Annotated in this window: 19 protein-coding genes; 18 read left to right on the top strand and 1 reads right to left on the bottom strand. The window is 38.0% G+C overall.

Annotated elements, in window-relative coordinates; translation table 11 throughout:
* The first annotated feature begins 225 nt into the window (after positions 1–225).
* From glyA to A6J74_RS17975, 15 genes are all read left to right on the top strand, one after another.
* Complete coding sequence (gene glyA, locus A6J74_RS17905) at positions 226–1,467, top strand: serine hydroxymethyltransferase (RefSeq protein WP_000349812.1); 1,242 nt, start codon at positions 226–228, stop codon at positions 1,465–1,467.
* A 272-nt stretch (positions 1,468–1,739) separates the two neighbouring features.
* Entirely contained in the window at positions 1,740–2,369 is a 630-nt protein-coding gene (gene upp / locus A6J74_RS17910; RefSeq protein ID WP_000517536.1) for a uracil phosphoribosyltransferase, read from the top strand.
* 375 nt (positions 2,370–2,744) lie between these two features.
* A complete protein-coding gene (locus tag A6J74_RS17915; protein WP_000232961.1) occupies positions 2,745–2,858 on the top strand; it encodes a DUF4024 domain-containing protein in 114 nt (37 codons plus the stop codon).
* A gap of 26 nt (positions 2,859–2,884) precedes the next feature.
* Positions 2,885–3,109, top strand: a complete 225-nt coding sequence (locus A6J74_RS17920; RefSeq protein ID WP_001171219.1) for an AtpZ/AtpI family protein — start codon at positions 2,885–2,887, stop codon at positions 3,107–3,109.
* The gene (locus A6J74_RS17925) at positions 3,109–3,501 is read left to right on the top strand and encodes an ATP synthase subunit I (protein ID WP_000567600.1); all 393 of its coding nucleotides are present in this window, start codon (positions 3,109–3,111) and stop codon (positions 3,499–3,501) included. Before A6J74_RS17920 ends, A6J74_RS17925 begins: the two co-directional genes overlap by 1 nt.
* Before the next feature lie 7 nt (positions 3,502–3,508).
* Entirely contained in the window at positions 3,509–4,228 is a 720-nt protein-coding gene (gene atpB / locus A6J74_RS17930) for a F0F1 ATP synthase subunit A (protein ID WP_000399876.1), read from the top strand.
* Positions 4,229–4,284: 56 nt separating this feature from the next.
* On the top strand, positions 4,285–4,503 hold the full coding sequence (gene atpE / locus A6J74_RS17935; protein WP_000052064.1) for a F0F1 ATP synthase subunit C: 219 nt from the start codon (positions 4,285–4,287) through the stop codon (positions 4,501–4,503).
* 128 nt (positions 4,504–4,631) lie between these two features.
* Entirely contained in the window at positions 4,632–5,138 is a 507-nt protein-coding gene (atpF, locus tag A6J74_RS17940; protein ID WP_001142619.1) for a F0F1 ATP synthase subunit B, read from the top strand.
* Positions 5,135–5,677 (top strand): F0F1 ATP synthase subunit delta, encoded by a 543-nt coding sequence (gene atpH / locus A6J74_RS17945; protein ID WP_000064687.1) that lies wholly within the window; start codon positions 5,135–5,137, stop codon positions 5,675–5,677. The genes atpF and atpH overlap by 4 nt, the downstream gene beginning before the upstream one ends.
* Positions 5,678–5,688: 11 nt before the next feature.
* Positions 5,689–7,197 (top strand): F0F1 ATP synthase subunit alpha, encoded by a 1,509-nt coding sequence (gene atpA, locus A6J74_RS17950; RefSeq protein ID WP_000027516.1) that lies wholly within the window; start codon positions 5,689–5,691, stop codon positions 7,195–7,197.
* Between the two features lie 246 nt (positions 7,198–7,443).
* Positions 7,444–8,304, top strand: a complete 861-nt coding sequence (gene atpG / locus A6J74_RS17955; RefSeq protein ID WP_000157703.1) for a F0F1 ATP synthase subunit gamma — start codon at positions 7,444–7,446, stop codon at positions 8,302–8,304.
* A 241-nt stretch (positions 8,305–8,545) separates the two neighbouring features.
* On the top strand, positions 8,546–9,955 hold the full coding sequence (gene atpD / locus A6J74_RS17960; RefSeq protein ID WP_001032588.1) for a F0F1 ATP synthase subunit beta: 1,410 nt from the start codon (positions 8,546–8,548) through the stop codon (positions 9,953–9,955).
* 20 nt (positions 9,956–9,975) lie between these two features.
* Positions 9,976–10,377: a F0F1 ATP synthase subunit epsilon gene (gene atpC / locus A6J74_RS17965; protein ID WP_000847214.1), complete on the top strand. Its 402-nt coding sequence runs from the start codon at positions 9,976–9,978 to the stop codon at positions 10,375–10,377.
* Between the two features lie 139 nt (positions 10,378–10,516).
* A complete protein-coding gene (locus tag A6J74_RS17970) occupies positions 10,517–11,302 on the top strand; it encodes a DUF975 family protein (RefSeq protein ID WP_000578813.1) in 786 nt (261 codons plus the stop codon).
* Between the two features lie 44 nt (positions 11,303–11,346).
* Complete coding sequence (locus tag A6J74_RS17975; RefSeq protein ID WP_000622472.1) at positions 11,347–12,000, top strand: DUF975 family protein; 654 nt, start codon at positions 11,347–11,349, stop codon at positions 11,998–12,000.
* 93 nt (positions 12,001–12,093) lie between these two features.
* Here A6J74_RS17975 and A6J74_RS17980 read toward each other — a convergent pair whose 3' ends face one another.
* Entirely contained in the window at positions 12,094–14,823 is a 2,730-nt protein-coding gene (locus A6J74_RS17980) for a putative bifunctional diguanylate cyclase/phosphodiesterase (protein ID WP_000744968.1), read from the bottom strand.
* A gap of 289 nt (positions 14,824–15,112) precedes the next feature.
* Here A6J74_RS17980 and nuoA point away from each other — a divergent pair, with 289 nt between their 5' ends.
* From nuoA to A6J74_RS17995, 3 genes are read left to right on the top strand one after another with little or no spacing between them, the layout of a single operon-like run.
* Positions 15,113–15,481, top strand: coding sequence for an NADH-quinone oxidoreductase subunit NuoA (gene nuoA, locus A6J74_RS17985; protein WP_000179277.1), 369 nt, complete (start codon positions 15,113–15,115; stop codon positions 15,479–15,481).
* The gene (gene nuoB / locus A6J74_RS17990; RefSeq protein ID WP_000236327.1) at positions 15,472–15,990 is read left to right on the top strand and encodes an NADH-quinone oxidoreductase subunit NuoB; all 519 of its coding nucleotides are present in this window, start codon (positions 15,472–15,474) and stop codon (positions 15,988–15,990) included. The genes nuoA and nuoB overlap by 10 nt, the downstream gene beginning before the upstream one ends.
* Positions 15,987–17,240, top strand: coding sequence for an NADH-quinone oxidoreductase subunit C (locus A6J74_RS17995; protein ID WP_080609553.1), 1,254 nt, complete (start codon positions 15,987–15,989; stop codon positions 17,238–17,240). Before nuoB ends, A6J74_RS17995 begins: the two co-directional genes overlap by 4 nt.
* Positions 17,241–17,242: the final 2 nt, after the last annotated feature.

Genomic DNA, 17,242 nt, shown 5'->3' on the forward strand with positions numbered 1-17,242 from the left:
GCTTTTCATCATAGGATAAAAGGTATGTTGTCTGACTTTATAATAGAAGAAAGAAAAGACCGATTTTCGGTCTTTTTTTTCTTTTATGATATAGAAAGTCATGTTAGAATGTAGTTGAAAACATGAAGGTTCGAAAGAATTACAACCTGAATTTTCGTTTTTTCTGAATAAATAAGAAAAAACTGTTGGGAATTGATGTAATTCGTTCAGAAAAGGGGGATTTTGGTGGATCATTTAAAACGTCAAGATGAAAAGGTATTTGCTGCAATTGAGGCAGAACTAGGAAGACAGCGTTCAAAGATTGAGTTAATCGCTTCGGAGAACTTCGTAAGTGAAGCAGTAATGGAGGCGCAAGGTTCTGTTTTAACGAATAAGTATGCTGAAGGATATCCTGGAAAACGTTACTACGGTGGTTGTGAACACGTAGACGTAGTAGAAGATATCGCACGTGATCGCGTAAAAGAAATTTTCGGTGCAGAGCACGTAAATGTTCAACCACATTCTGGTGCACAAGCGAACATGGCAGTATATTTCACAATTCTAGAGCAAGGCGATACAGTACTTGGTATGAATTTATCTCATGGTGGTCACTTAACACACGGAAGCCCTGTTAACTTCAGTGGAGTACAATATAATTTCGTAGAATATGGCGTGGATGCTGACTCTCACCGTATTAATTACGATGATGTATTAGCAAAAGCGAAAGAACATAAACCAAAATTAATCGTAGCAGGTGCAAGTGCATACCCTCGTGTTATCGATTTCAAACGATTCCGTGAGATTGCAGATGAAGTGGGCGCATACTTAATGGTTGATATGGCACATATCGCTGGTTTAGTAGCTGCTGGTTTACATCCAAACCCAGTACCACATGCACATTTCGTTACAACAACAACACATAAAACATTACGTGGCCCGCGTGGTGGTATGATTTTATGTGAAGAGCAATTTGCAAAACAAATTGATAAATCAATCTTCCCTGGTATTCAAGGTGGCCCACTTATGCATGTAATCGCTGCAAAAGCTGTTGCATTTGGTGAGGTGCTTCAAGATGACTTTAAAACATATGCACAAAATATCATTAATAATGCGAACCGCTTAGCTGAAGGCCTTCAAAAAGAAGGACTTACACTTGTTTCTGGTGGAACAGACAATCACTTAATCTTGATTGATGTTCGTAATTTAGAAATCACAGGTAAAGTAGCGGAGCACGTATTAGATGAAGTTGGTATTACAGTGAACAAAAATACAATCCCATTTGAAACAGCAAGCCCATTTGTAACAAGTGGCGTACGTATCGGTACGGCAGCTGTAACATCTCGTGGTTTCGGTTTAGAAGACATGGATGAAATTGCTGCACTTATTGCTTATACATTAAAAAATCATGAAAATGAAGCTGCATTAGAAGAAGCACGTAAGCGTGTAGAAGCGTTAACGAGCAAATTCCCAATGTATACAGATCTATAATAGATTGAAAAAGACTGCTGAAACGTACTTGTTTTAGCAGTTTTTTTTGAGGACATATATTGTTTTTAAAGTATGTATACAAATGATGAATAAATTTTGGCGATATAATGAAGGATACAGCTCCCATTATTGGTAAAGATACTAGATAGATTCATCGTAAAATCATGATTTTGCCAAATTTGCCCTTGAATATTAGTAGCGTTTTCTTTACAATCGTAAATAGTGTAAAAAAGCGTGCAAACGCATGAATATCATCTAAAGGAGAGATTCACATGGGAAAACTGTATGTATTTGATCACCCGTTAATTCAACATAAGATTACATATATTCGCGATAAGAATACAGGTACGAAAGATTTTCGTGAATTAGTGGACGAAGTAGCAAGCTTAATGGCTTTCGAAATTACTCGCGACCTTCCACTTAAAGACATTGAAATTGAAACGCCTGTAAGTAAAGCGACAACAAAAGTGATCGCTGGTAAAAAACTTGGTTTAATTCCGATTTTACGTGCAGGTTTAGGAATGGTTGATGGAATTCTGAAATTAATTCCAGCAGCAAAAGTAGGACACGTTGGTTTATACCGTGACCCTGAAACATTGCAACCGGTAGAATACTATGTGAAACTTCCAACGGATGTAGAAGAGCGTGACTTTATCGTACTAGATCCGATGCTAGCAACAGGTGGTTCTGCAGCTGAAGCAATTAACTCTCTGAAAAAACGCGGTGCGAAACAAATTAAATTAATGTGTATCGTAGCTGCTCCAGAAGGAGTAAAAGTAGTACAAGAAGAGCATCCTGATGTTGATATTTATGTAGCAGCATTAGATGAAAAGTTAAATGACCACGGTTATGTAGTGCCAGGTCTTGGTGATGCTGGTGACCGTTTATTCGGAACGAAGTAAGACAACTGACGAGAGGGAATTCCCTACTCGTCTTTTTTTGTCCCGGGTATGCAGGCAGGGGAGGGGGATAAATATGCAACGTGTATACAACATAAGTTGCATACACAACACATATAATATAGAAGTCTTACGTCTAAGGAGCACTATATTATGGAAGGAAAGCGTTATATCTTAAAAATATAATAGTGACAAACTTGTGAACATTTCCTTCTATTATAAAGAGAAAACTGTTAGAAATTGCATATCTCTAACCAGTATTTAGAAGGGGAACGTTTTCATTTTTGGGAGGAAATGCCTAATACTCAAATTTTTTGATTTTTTACGATTTCTCGTTGACACTGTTAATACCCTATTGTATGCTAACAACGGGGATAGATGGTAGGGCTTTCAGTGACAAAAATACATCTATTCCGTGACGAAAATGTAAACTTTTTATTTTGTATAGGATTTATGCAAAAAAATGAGTTATTATTAACACATCGTGAATGAGGGTTACATATTGGAGGGATGAATCCTTGCAAAAAAACGACCGCAGCCATATAAAAGCTTATGCTTTAATGTCAGGAATTCTTGCTCAATTAGTCGGTTCTATTCTTATTGGAATCTTTGGTGGGCAGTGGATTGATAATAAGGTTGGAACGTTTCCATTGTTTCTTATTATAGGTTTATTACTAGGATTAGGAACAGGGGTATACGCAATGATTCGACTCATTCGACATTACTATTCGGGAGAGCAATGATGATAGACGTACATGGACTTGTCCAAAGACAAAAGAAATATATGTACTACTTGCTTGCGCTTCTAGTGCTAGGATGGGGATTCACCTCTTACAAGGATGTATTTCTTGGGCTGATTATCGGAACGATTTTCAGTTTTCTTAGTTTGCGCATCATTGCACGTAGAACAGACAAGCTGTTAGATCGCGTAACGAATGGAGAAAACGTGAAGTTTAAGGCAACAGCGGTAAGTACATATTCGAGATTCGCGACAATTGGGTTATTAATTTTATTTGCAGCCAAATATCAAGAGTTAATTGCGATGTGGGGCTTAGGTGTAGGATTGCTGACAGGATATCTTGTCATGATCATAGATTTTCTTTATTTAGAGTATAAGAGCAGGGAAGAGAGGTGAATTACTAGTGGAACACGGTAAATTAGTTGAATTTCTAGGTTTAACGTTCGATTTGTCATCAGTTATGATGGTTACTGTAGCAGCAGTTATTGTTTTCTTAATCGCAGTTATAGGAACTCGCAGCTTAGCTCTTCGCCCAACAGGAATGCAAAATTTCATGGAATGGGTGTTTGACTTCGTGAAAGGGATTATCAATAGTACGATGGACTGGAAAACAGGTGGACGTTTCTTAACGCTTGGCGTTACGCTTATCATGTTTATCATCGTATCGAACTTCCTTGGTTTACCATTCATGTATTCAACAGTTGAGGCTGGCGAACATATTGCATGGTGGAGATCACCAACGTCTGATCCAGCAGTTACATTAACATTAGCCGTGATGGTAGTTACCCTCACCCATTATTATGGAATTAAGATGAAGGGTACGAAAGAATACGTTAAAGGTTATTTCCAACCTATGAAATTCTTATTCCCATTAAAGGTTATTGAGGAGTTTGCTAACACATTAACGTTAGGTCTTCGTTTGTTCGGTAACATTTATGCAGGTGAAATCCTGTTAGGATTACTTGCTAAGTTAGGCGGAGCATCAGTTCTTGGAGCATTAGGTGCGCTTGTACCGATGTTAGCATGGATGGGATTCAGTGTATTCGTTGGATCAATCCAGTCATTTATTTTCGTTATGTTAACGATGGTTTATATGGCTCATAAAGTAAGCCATGACCATTAATATAATTTAAGTAAGAAAAAATTTATTTTTTTATAATACAAAGGAGGACAAATTAAATGAGTTTAGGTGTAATCGCAGCTGCAATTGCAATTGGTTTATCAGCATTAGGTGCAGGTATTGGTAACGGTCTTATCGTATCACGTACAATCGAAGGTGTTGCTCGTCAACCAGAATTAAAAGGCGCACTTCAAACAATTATGTTCATCGGGGTTGCTTTAGTTGAGGCACTTCCAATCATCGGTGTAGTTATTGCTTTCATCGTAATGAACAAATAAGGGAGACTCCCCTTACATAGATGGCGAAGAGTGTTTTTTGAACTTTCTTCGCCATTGCTTTATGAACGAAACGTATGTCTTTTTTTTTCATATGATCAATTTAGATATTTTGAAGGGAGTGAATCCTTGTGCCAACTTTATTATTAGGGGCTGCCATTCCATTTGGAACGATTGCTTATACATTGTTCATTTTCTTACTTCTATTAGTAATGCTACGCAAATTTGCGTGGGGTCCTTTAATGGGAATTATGAAAGAACGTGAAGAGCATGTTACTAGTGAAATCGACGCTGCAGAAAGAAGTAACGCTGAAGCGAAGAAATTAGTAGAAGAACAACGTGAAATGTTAAAACAATCGCGTGTTGAAGCACAAGAGTTAATCGAAAGAGCGAAAAAACAAGCTGTAGATCAAAAAGATGTGATTGTTGCTGCTGCGAAAGAAGAAGCAGAATCAATTAAAGCATCTGCTGTACAAGAAATTCAACGCGAAAAAGAGCAAGCGATTGCTGCTTTACAAGAACAAGTCGCTTCTTTATCTGTTCAAATTGCTTCTAAAGTAATTGAAAAAGAGTTAAAAGAAGAAGATCAAGTGAAGTTAATTCGCGATTATATTAAAGAAGTAGGAGAAGCGCGATGAGCAATGGGATTGTAGCAAAACGTTATGCTGTCGCTCTTTTTAAAATTGCAAAAGAAAAACACGTATTAGAAATGTTTGAAGAGGAATTACGCCTTGTACAAAACGTTTATGTAAAGAACGGAGAACTACATAGCTTTTTAACGCAACCGAACATTTCAAAAGAGCAGAAGAAAACGTTTCTTGCAAACGTATTCGGATCTGTTTCTGAATCTATTTTAAATACGTTATATATTTTAATTGATAACAAGCGCATTGAAATCTTACCTGAAATTGCAGATGAATATGTTGTTCTTGCTAATGAAGAACGTAACGTAGCGGATGCAACTGTGTATTCTACTCGTCTTCTATCTGAAGAAGAGAAGCTTAACGTTGCAGAAGCATTTGCAAAGAGAACGGGAAAAGATGCAATTCGCGTAAAAAATGTTGTAGATGAAGATTTACTAGGCGGCATTAAAGTACGTATTGGAAATCGCATTTATGATGGAAGTTTACAAGGAAAATTAGCACGTATTCAACGTGAATTAATGAAGAATAGATAGGGGTGAAGCACATGAGCATCAGAGCTGAAGAAATTAGCGCACTGATAAAGCAACAAATCGAGAACTATCAGTCTGAAATCGAAGTTAGTGATGTTGGTACAGTTATCCAAGTTGGTGACGGTATCGCGCGTGCTCATGGTCTTGATAACGTTATGGCTGGTGAACTTGTAGAGTTCTCTAACGGCGTTATGGGGCTAGCACAAAACTTAGAAGAAAACAATGTAGGTATCATTATTTTAGGACCTTACACAGAAATCCGTGAAGGTGACGAAGTTCGTCGTACTGGTCGCATCATGCAAGTACCAGTAGGGAAAGAACTAATCGGTCGTGTTGTAAACCCATTAGGTCAACCAGTTGATGGTTTAGGCCCAATCAATACAACAAACACTCGTCCAATCGAAAGTCCAGCACCAGGTGTAATGGATCGTAAATCTGTTCATGAGCCACTTCAAACAGGTATTAAAGCGATCGATGCTCTTGTACCAATTGGCCGTGGTCAACGTGAGTTAATCATCGGTGACCGTCAAACAGGTAAAACAGCAGTTGCACTTGATACAATCATTAATCAAAAAGATGAAGATATGATTTGTATCTATGTAGCTATCGGACAAAAAGAATCAACTGTACGTAACGTAGTAGAAACACTACGTAAGCACGGCGCATTAGATTACACAATCGTTGTAACTGCATCAGCTTCTCAACCAGCTCCATTATTATACTTAGCTCCTTACGCTGGTGTAACAATGGGTGAAGAGTTCATGTACAATGGTAAACACGTATTAGTAGTATATGATGACTTATCAAAACAAGCAGCGGCTTACCGTGAGCTTTCATTACTATTACGTCGTCCTCCAGGTCGTGAAGCATATCCAGGGGATGTATTCTACTTACATTCTCGCTTATTAGAGCGTGCAGCAAAATTAAGTGATGCAAGAGGCGGCGGTTCTTTAACTGCACTACCTTTCATCGAAACACAAGCAGGGGACGTATCAGCTTACATCCCAACAAACGTAATCTCGATTACGGATGGACAAATCTTCTTACAATCTGACCTATTCTTCTCTGGCGTACGTCCAGCGATCGATGCGGGTACTTCTGTATCACGTGTAGGTGGATCTGCTCAGATTAAAGCAATGAGTAAAGTATCAGGTACACTTCGTCTTGACCTTGCATCTTACCGTGAGTTAGAAGCGTTCGCTCAGTTCGGTTCTGACCTTGATAAAGCAACGCAAGCGAAACTAAACCGTGGTGCTCGTACAGTTGAGGTATTAAAACAAGGATTACACAAACCGTTACGTGTAGAGAAACAAGTTATCATTCTTTACGCTTTAACACGTGGATTCCTAGATGATATCCCAGTAGTCGATATCACTCGTTTCGAAGAAGAATTCCATGCTTGGTTAGATTCAAATGCAGCTGACTTATTAAGCGAAATCCGCACAACTAAGAAACTTGCGGATGACGACAAATTTGCAGTAGCAATTAACGGATTTAAAAAAGTATTCGTAGCTTCTGAGTAATTAATAAAAGCGGAAGCGGCTCGATTTGAATGTGAAGTGAAGCCACCGAGCATTCAAGCCGCTGGAGCTAGATAGTATATATAAAAGGCATCTCAGGTTCTGAGATTGCTGACGGTTATGTAGAGGAAAAGAGTAGGTGCACCTATTCTTTTCCTTCAATCATGAGCAAGAATATCTTGCAACGTAGATTAGGAAGAGGATTCTTACTAATCGTGCCAACTTCCGGAAAAAAGGTGGTGAAAACCTGTGGCATCTTTACGCGATATAAAAGCGAAGATTACCTCGACAAAGAAAACGAGTCAAATTACGAAAGCGATGGAGATGGTATCTGCATCTAAGTTAAACCGTGCAGAGCAAAATGCTAAATCTTTCGTTCCGTATATGGAAAAGATTCAAGAAGTAGTAGCGAGCATTGCGCAAGGAAGTAAAGGAATTAATCATCCAATGCTAAATGCGCGTCCTGTAAAGCGTACAGGATACATCGTTATTACATCTGATCGCGGACTAGCAGGTGGTTATAACAGTAACGTATTACGTACAGTTAGTAACGTGATTCGTGAACGTCATAATATGGATTCAAACCAATATTCAATTATTGTGCTTGGCCGACTAGGACGTGATTATTTAAAACGTCGCGGATTTAACATCATTGATGAAGTAGTTGGATTATCTGACCACCCATCATTTACTGATATTAAAGATCTTGCTTCTCGAGCAATTGCGATGTTCGCAGATGGTGCTTATGATGAGCTGTATATTTACTACAACCATTACGTAAGTAAAATTTCACAAGAAGTAACGGAAAATAAAATTTTACCGCTTACTGATGTGGCGTCTGACAAACCGACGACAGCTTATGAATTCGAACCTTCTGAAGAAGAAATATTAAAAGTATTATTGCCACAATACGCAGAAAGCTTAGTGTACGGTGCATTACTAGACGGTAAAGCAAGTGAGCACGCGGCGCGTATGACAGCAATGAAGAGTGCTACAGACAACGCAATGGAAGTTATCGATTCACTTACACTTTCATTCAACCGTGCACGTCAAGCAGCGATTACGCAAGAAATTACGGAAATCGTTGGTGGAGCAGCAGCGTTAGAATAGTAATAAAAAGTGGAAGCGGCTCGTCCAGAACAGGAGGGCATTGGAGCTCCTGACGAAGAGGCGTAATTTGCCTCGCAGGAAGGCGCGAAATGACCGACTGTTCTAGCCGCTGGAACTAGATTCAATAAAAAGTGGAAGCGGCTCTGTCAAAAGAGTCGCATAAGCTATAAACTAATAAAAAATTAAAAGCCGACTTCTCTTAGAAAGCTGGCTAATTAAAAGAAAGCTAGGAGGGAACCCGATGAATAAAGGGCGCGTTACGCAAATCATGGGTCCGGTTGTAGACGTTAAGTTTGATGGCGGAAAGCTACCAGAAATCTACAACGCCCTTACGGTAAAACAAAGCAACGAAAACGGAGCAAACATTAACTTAACATTTGAAGTTGCACTTCATTTAGGTGATGACACAGTTCGTACAGTTGCAATGTCTTCCACAGATGGACTTGTTCGTGGCACAGAAGTAGAAGATACTGGTAAAGCAATCTCTGTACCAGTTGGTGATGCAACACTTGGTCGTGTATTTAACGTATTAGGTGATGCAATTGACTTAGATGGTGAACTTCCTGCGGATGTACACCGTGATCCAATTCACCGTCAAGCACCTGCATTCGAAGAGTTATCTACTAAAGTAGAAATTCTTGAAACTGGTATTAAAGTAGTAGACTTACTTGCTCCTTACATTAAGGGTGGTAAAATCGGTCTATTCGGTGGTGCCGGCGTAGGTAAAACAGTATTAATTCAGGAATTAATTAACAACATCGCACAAGAGCACGGTGGTATCTCTGTATTCGCTGGTGTAGGTGAGCGTACTCGTGAGGGTAATGACTTATACCACGAAATGAGTGATTCTGGCGTAATCAAGAAAACTGCGATGGTATTCGGACAAATGAACGAGCCACCTGGAGCACGTCAACGTGTTGCATTAACAGGTTTAACAATGGCTGAGCATTTCCGTGATGAGCAAGGACAAGACGTACTATTGTTCATCGATAACATCTTCCGTTTCACGCAAGCGGGTTCTGAAGTATCTGCCCTTCTTGGTCGTATGCCATCTGCGGTAGGTTACCAACCAACACTTGCAACAGAAATGGGTCAATTACAAGAGCGTATTACATCTACAAATAAAGGGTCTATCACGTCTATCCAAGCGGTATATGTACCAGCCGATGACTATACTGACCCAGCACCAGCTACAACGTTCGCTCACTTAGATGCAACAACAAACTTAGAGCGTCGTTTAACGCAAATGGGTATTTACCCAGCCGTAGATCCATTAGCATCTACATCTCGTGCACTTTCTCCAGAAATCGTAGGAGAAGAGCATTATGAAGTAGCTCGTCAAGTACAGCAAACTTTACAACGTTATAAAGAGCTTCAAGACATCATCGCTATCTTAGGTATGGATGAGTTATCTGAAGAAGATAAGTTAGTTGTACATCGTGCTCGTCGTATTCAATTCTTCTTATCTCAAAACTTCCACGTAGCTGAGCAGTTTACAGGTCAAAAAGGTTCTTATGTACCTGTAAAAAATACAGTTAGTGGTTTCAAAGAAATTCTAGAAGGAAAATATGATGACCTTCCAGAAGATGCATTCCGCCTTGTTGGTGGCATTGAAGAAGTTATTGAAAACGCGAAGAAAATGATGGCGTAAGGCCTTAGGAGGGACGAAGTATGAAGACATTTCCAGTCAGTATTGTAACTCCTGATGGACCGGTTTACGAAAAAGAAGTAGAGATGGTAAGTGTAAAAGCAGAGAGTGGGGAAATGGGGATCTTACCAGGTCACATTCCAACTGTTGCACCATTAAAAATTAGTGCAGTTCGTCTGAAAAATGGTGGACACACTGATTATGTAGCAGTTAGCGGTGGCTTTATCGAAGTTCGTCCAGATAAAGTAACTGTATTATCATCATCTGCTGAAGAAGCAAACCATATCGATATCCATCGTGCAAATGAAGCGAAGCGTCGCGCTGAGCAACGTATGCAAGACAAACAAGCACATGTTGACTTTAAACGTGCAGAAATGGCATTACAACGTGCTGTGAACCGTTTAAACGTTTCCGATATGAAATAAAAAAATCCGTAAAGGTAAAACCTTTACGGATTTTTTTATTGTATTTTATGGATAATTTTACAAAAATGGTATAATTGCATTGATGGTTGTATAAGTAGAGAATGTACAACAATTTATATTTCATAAAGGGGATGAATCAATGATCGGTGAAATGAAACGAGAAGCGTTGCACTCTTTAAAGGGGAATTGGGGACTAGGTGTTGGATCAACGATTTTATATTTTATTTTAAGTTATGTTGTTTCAATGGCTGCAATGCTTATACTTTTAATTCCAGGACTTATTCTATTTTTTTTAATTGTTAGCTTCGCTGGTTCAATTGAAGGGGAAACAATATCAATTGGAGCAGCTATTACATTTGGGGTATTTTATTGTATCATGATAATTTTGAGTAACGCATCGTATGGTATTACATCATACGGTTATACGAATGTATGTCTACAGATTAGTAAACGAGAAGGTGCTAAAGTAGATTACTTATTCGAAGGATTTCGTGGTTTTAAAAGAATGATGAAAACAATGTGGGCAATGCTTGCGATTTTGTTATATACAGGTACATGGATTCCGATGTTGTTAATAGGCTTATTTGCATTGTTAGGTGAAGAAGGGAATACGTCATTTGCAATTGCTTTCTTCGTACTATTAGCTATTTCAATCGTTGGCATGATTGTGATGTATTTTTCTTATGCAATGACGTACTATGTAATGATTGGAAATCCAGAATATAGTGTGTCACAAGCAATGAAAGAAAGTAAGAGTCTTATGAAGGGACATAAGTTAGATTTGTTTCTTTTATGGCTTAGTTTTATAGGGTGGGTTATTTTAGCGATTTTGACATTTGGAATAGGTTTTCTTTGGCTTAGTCCGTATATGGGTACAACGACATCTCATTTTTATCGTTATATTTCAAAAGATGAATTGCGGTAAGAACATGCTATACTAATAGAATTGTTACGTATAGGAGGCTAATTATGATTAGTGATTTAAAAGGAGAAGCGTTAGACTCTCTAGAAGGAAAATGGGGCTTAGCTGTTGGGGCAACATTATTAATTTCAATTCTTATCACGATGTTTAGTTTTAGTGTTAAGTGGGGATTTTCTTCAACTTTCGGTTGGCAAGATACAACTGGTTCATTTTCGATAGATATTCTTACACTTTTTGTTACCGGACCATTAACTTTAGGGGGGTATTATCTGGCTTTAAATATCATTCGTGAAAAACAAGCTAGTATCGGCAATATATTTGTTTGGTTTACAGAGGGGAAAAGATTTTTAAAATCATTTTTAGTATATTTACTAGTGAATCTTTATCTTCTTTTATGGACTTTACTTTTCATTATTCCAGGCATTATTAAATCATTTTCTTATGCGATGACGTATTTTATTATAAACGATCATCCCGAGTATTCATTGAATCAAGCTATTACAGAAAGTCGTCGTATGATGGATGGGCATAAAATGGAGTATTTCATTTTATGTTTAAGTTTTATTGGTTGGTTTATATTAAGTTGTATTACATTAGGGATTGGATTCCTCTGGTTAATTCCATATTTCTATACGACAGCTTCAGCATTTTACGAAGAGATTGCAGAAGAATATTACGAGAAAAAAACTACAACAATATAAAGTGAAACTGTTATCATTGGGGGCTTTGTTCATCCCAAAATGATAATGAACTTTCACTCTCGCAAATAGCGGGATAAAAACACCCAGTGTGAACTAATTGTTCATACTGGGTGTTTTTTGTAGAAATTTTATAAACTGTTTACTTGTTAAAGGTTTACTGAAATAGTAACCTTGCATATATTTACAGTTGTTTTTTTGTAGAAACTTAAGTTGTTTTTCCGTTTCAATTCCTTCAGCAATGACAGAGAGATTTAAAGTATTTGCAAGAGAAAGGATAGTGGAAAAGATGGCTCTTTCTTCAGGGCGATGATCGGCTAGTTGTGTAAATTCTCTTGGTACCTTTAATGTATCGATAGGGAAAATTGATAAATAAGCGAGAGAAGAATAGCCAGTACCGAAGTCATCAATGGCCGTTTGAATGCCGTATTCTTTTAATTGCTTCAGTCTCGATAGTGTTTCTTTTTCATTAATCATCGCAATTCGTTCTGTTAACTCAAGTGTGACATGTTTTGGATCGACCTGCACGTCGTTTAATATTTGTGAAATGTTTTCGATTAATTGATTTTGTTGGAACTCTTTTGCTGATAAATTAACGCTTATTTTTAAATTTTGATAGCCAAAGGTATGCCATATTTTTAATTGGAGACAGGCTTCTTTTAATACCCAATGTCCAAGTGGAACGACTTGTGGCGTTTCTTCTACAATTGGAATGAACTCACATGGTGAAATGTCACCTAATAGTGGATGTTTCCAACGTATTAATGCTTCAGCGCCGATAATTTTATTTGTTGTCGTATCAATTTGTGGCTGATAGACGAGATAAAATTCCTTGTTTACTAAAGCGAGTGGCAAATCCTTTTCGATTCGAGCTTTTCGTTCTATTTTCTTATATAGTTCTTTCGTATAAAGAGAACTACGATTTTTTCCTTTATTTTTTGCTTCGTACATGGCCATATCGGCATGTTGTAAAATAGAAAGTGGGTCTTCGCCTGCTTCAGGGTATATTGCAATCCCGATACTCGGTGAGATTCGTAAATGCTGATTTTCGATTTCGAATGGTTTGTTCATGGCCACTACAATCATATCAGCTATTTTTTTTACATCTGTCCTTTTTTTATAATTTTCGATGAGGATTGTGAACTCATCCCCAGCTAGTCGAGCAAGTTTCATATGCTGTGTTGATAATCGTTCGAGCCTTTTGGCTACTGCAATTAATAGGAGGTCTCCCACCCGATGCCCGAGAGTATCATTAATAACCTTAAAGCGGTCTAAATCGAGAAACATAACAGCAAAGGAGCTTTTCGATATTTTTGCTCGTGCAATCGCCTTTTCTAAATATTGATGAAATGCACGGCGATTTGCAAGTTCAGTTAAAGTATCATGATATGCTAGGAAATTAATTTGTTCTTGTTGTTGTTTGCTTTCCGTAATATCTTTAATCATTAAGTAGACCCCTGAAATATGATCCTTTAAAAAGATGGGAACAGCTGTAACATGCAAGTAGTAAATATCTCTGTTTTTGTGATACGCTCGTATTTCTAAAGAGATAGAATTCCCCTTTTTTACGCGATGAAAGGCGTTAATAATTTCTTCTAAATCTTCTTCGTATATGAGTGAGTAGTAAGGTTGATTTAATAATTCATTCGTTTGATACCCTAGTAAAGTAGTACCAGCGTTATTAACTTTAAGAAAATTGCCGTACAAATCTAATGTGAAGATTGGATCTGGATGGTGCTCGTATAAAGATTTAAACATTTGTTGGTTATGATAGAGCTCATTTTTTTGTTCTACTAAATCTTCTGTACGTAGTTCAATTTGTTTCTCGAGTTCCAAGTTGAATTGCATTTGGGCTAGTAATAATATTTTATTTTGTTTTCGAACTAAACTATGGCGTATGAGAACGAAAGTGAAAGTTATTATAAGCCCGATTACTACAATGGGGGCAAAAACATATTCGGCCAATATAAAAATAATAAGCATTACTACAGAAATATAAGGTAATAATAATCGGATTGATTCCCAAAATTTAGGCGTTAATAGTACCTGCTCTTGTTTTTCAGGCTCTTTCGTATGAAGAATACAGGCGATTGCTGCTAGCACTAAAACAACTTGATAGAACGGAGTAACTGTAAACATAGAATACGCTGGTGTGAAATATTTTATATAAGCATAAATAGCATCTGTAGTAGCATACAAAATTAAAGCACTACCAAGAAGTGCACCAACTTGTTTTGGTAATAAGGATAATGGTCTGAATAAAAGGTTGATTCCAATTAAAAGAAAGAGTAAATCAGCCATTGGATAGGTAAGTTGAACAAATATATCGATATAGGATGTTGTGAAAACGTGAATGGTTTGCTCAATAAGTAAGTAGTAACTTAAAGTAAATTGGGCTGTAACGATAATACAAATATCACATATCATAAAAAGCTTTTCTAATAAGTCCCGGTTATAAATGATCTCGTATAGAAAGGCAAGTGCAAAGCTAATTAAAAAAAGTAGGTAAAAAAAGTCAGACGGATCAACAAACGTATAGTAGTCCTTTAAAATTAAACGTTGATAGGAAACAACTATATCACCAATGAAATAAGAGAGAGCCCCAACAGATAATATGATCCAAAATAAACGGGATAACCCTTGTTTCGTATTTGTAAAATAAAATATATAACTACAAGCGATAATATCAATTAATAGGGTACTCATTCCAATTAATATTTGAAAGGGAAATGAGTATTCATATAGAAAGAGCATGGCTACGTAATGAATTGCGATAGAAAACAATAAAATGATTATAAGAATACTTACATGTGTTTGTTTTTTCATTTATATCACCTACGGTATATACATATAAACTTCCCTTTTTATTTTTTGTGATTGCCTAAAAAATATATATAAATTCTATACTTATTTTGCACAGGTATAGCGAGTTATAAAAATAGATTTTAATAATTCTTGTTTCTGTCCTCAACATATCGACATAGGAATTTGAAGTTTGCTATAATAAATAAAATAGTTTAATTATTTAGAAAAATTTAAAAATAATATTTGTCGCAACTGGGACATATTGTTTACTAAGTGAACTTGTTCTTAATTTAGGGGGGAGGGTTTCACAATGGCAAGTGTATATGAAAATAGTTATATGATCGTTTTGATTTTCTTGCTAGTAGGCATATTACTGCCGGTAGTGGCTCTTACATTAGGAAGGATGCTGCGCCCAAACAAACCAAGTGCAGCAAAAGCGACGACGTATGAGAGTGGAATTGAGCCTTTTCATGATGCAAATATTCGGTTTCATGCTCGTTACTATATTTTCGCTTTATTGTTTGTCATCTTTGATGTAGAAACTTTATTTCTATATCCATGGGCTGTTGCATATGACAAGCTAGGTTTATTTGCATTAATTGAAATGCTCATCTTTGTTGTAATGTTGCTAGTTGGATTAGCTTATGCTTGGAAAAAGAAGGTGTTACAATGGTTATAAATTTTGAGGCACTACATCCAAATGAGCGAGCGGAATTAGAGAGAAATATCTTTTTTTCTACATTGGAGCAGTTAAAAGGGTGGGCGAGGAGTAATTCTTTATGGCCGATGACATTCGGACTGGCATGCTGTGCGATTGAAATGATGGGAGTAGGTTCATCACATTACGATTTAGATCGATTTGGGTCATTTTTTCGGACTTCACCAAGGCAATCAGATGTCATGATTGTGTCGGGAACGGTAACGAAGAAGATGGCTCCTATTGTTAGGCGTTTATATGATCAAATGCCTGAACCGAAATGGGTTATTGCGATGGGATCTTGTGCGACTGCTGGTGGTCCGTATGTGAATTCATACGCTGTTGTGAAAGGTGTAGATCAAATTGTACCAGTTGATGTGTATATTCCTGGATGCCCACCAAACCCTGCAGCTTTAATTTATGGAATTAATAAGTTGAAAGAGAAAATTCGTTACGAGGCAAAGACGGGGAAGCAGGTGACGAATAAATGAGTAATCCAAATAAAGATTTAGAGGATCTGAAAAGAGAAGCTGCTAGGCGCGCGAAAGAGGAAGCGAGAAAACGTCTTGTTGCGAAACATGATGCGGAAATAAGTAAGCTTGAGGGAGAAAATCAAGAAAAAGAGAAAGCGCTACCAAAAATTGATGGAATGACTGTAGAAGAAGCAAAACAACGTGCAGCCGCAGCTGCGAAAGCAAAAGCGGCAGCATTAGCGAAGCAAAAAAGAGAAGGAACAGAAGAAGGAACAGAAGAAGAAAAGGCCAAAGTGAAGGCAAAGGCAACCGCAGCTGCGAAAGCAAAAGCGGCAGCATTAGCAAAGCAAAAAAAAGAAGGAACAGAAGAGGTAACGGAAGAAGAAAAGGCCAAAGCGAAGGCAGCCGCAGCTGCGAAAGCAAAAGCGGCGGCGCTAGCGAAGCAAAAAAGAGAAGGAACAGAAGAGGTAACGGAAGAAGAAAAGGCCAAAGCGAAGGCAGCCGCAGCTGCGAAAGCAAAAGCGGCGGCGCTAGCGAAGCAAAAAAGAGAAGGAACAGAAGAGGTAACGGAAGAAGAAAAGGCTAAAGCGAAGGCGAAGGCCGTGGCAGCTGCGAAAGCAAAAGCAGCGGCGCTAGCGAAACAGAAAGCTTCGCAAGGTGATGGAAATTTGGGAGATGAAAAGGCGAAGGCAATTGCAGCAGCGAAGGCGAAAGCGGCTGCGGCGGCAAGGGCGAAGACGAAGGGTGCTGAAAGTGAAAAGGAAGATGTACCGAAGCAAGAAGAGCCGTCCGTTAATCAGCCGTATCTCAATCAGTATGTTGAGGTTATTAGGGGTAAATTAGGAGGTAGCACATTAGTAGATTCCTATATTAATAAACTTTCAAAAGATGTACCAACTCTTGTGGTGGATCCTTCAAAATATTATGAGGTGATGGAGTTACTACGATTCCATGAGGGACTTGCTTTTGATTATATGTCAGAGCTACACGCGACAGATTTTGTGACTCATATGGAAGTGTATGTTCATTTATTTTCATATGGAAAGAAACAGTCTGTAGCGGTGAAGGTAAAGCTGGATAGAGAAGAGCCGCAAGTTGAATCGGTAACAGCGCTGTGGAAAGGGGCTGATTGGCCGGAGCGAGAAGCGTATGATCTGCTAGGCATTGCATTTAAGGGACATCCGAATTTATCGCGTATTTTAATGCCTGATGATTGGGTAGGGTATCCGCTTAGGAAAGATTATGAACCGTATGATGTGGAGGTGTAACT

Source organism: Bacillus sp. FDAARGOS_235, from assembly GCF_002073415.2.
In the GTDB taxonomy this organism is placed as follows: Bacteria; Bacillota; Bacilli; order Bacillales; family Bacillaceae_G; genus Bacillus_A; species Bacillus_A toyonensis.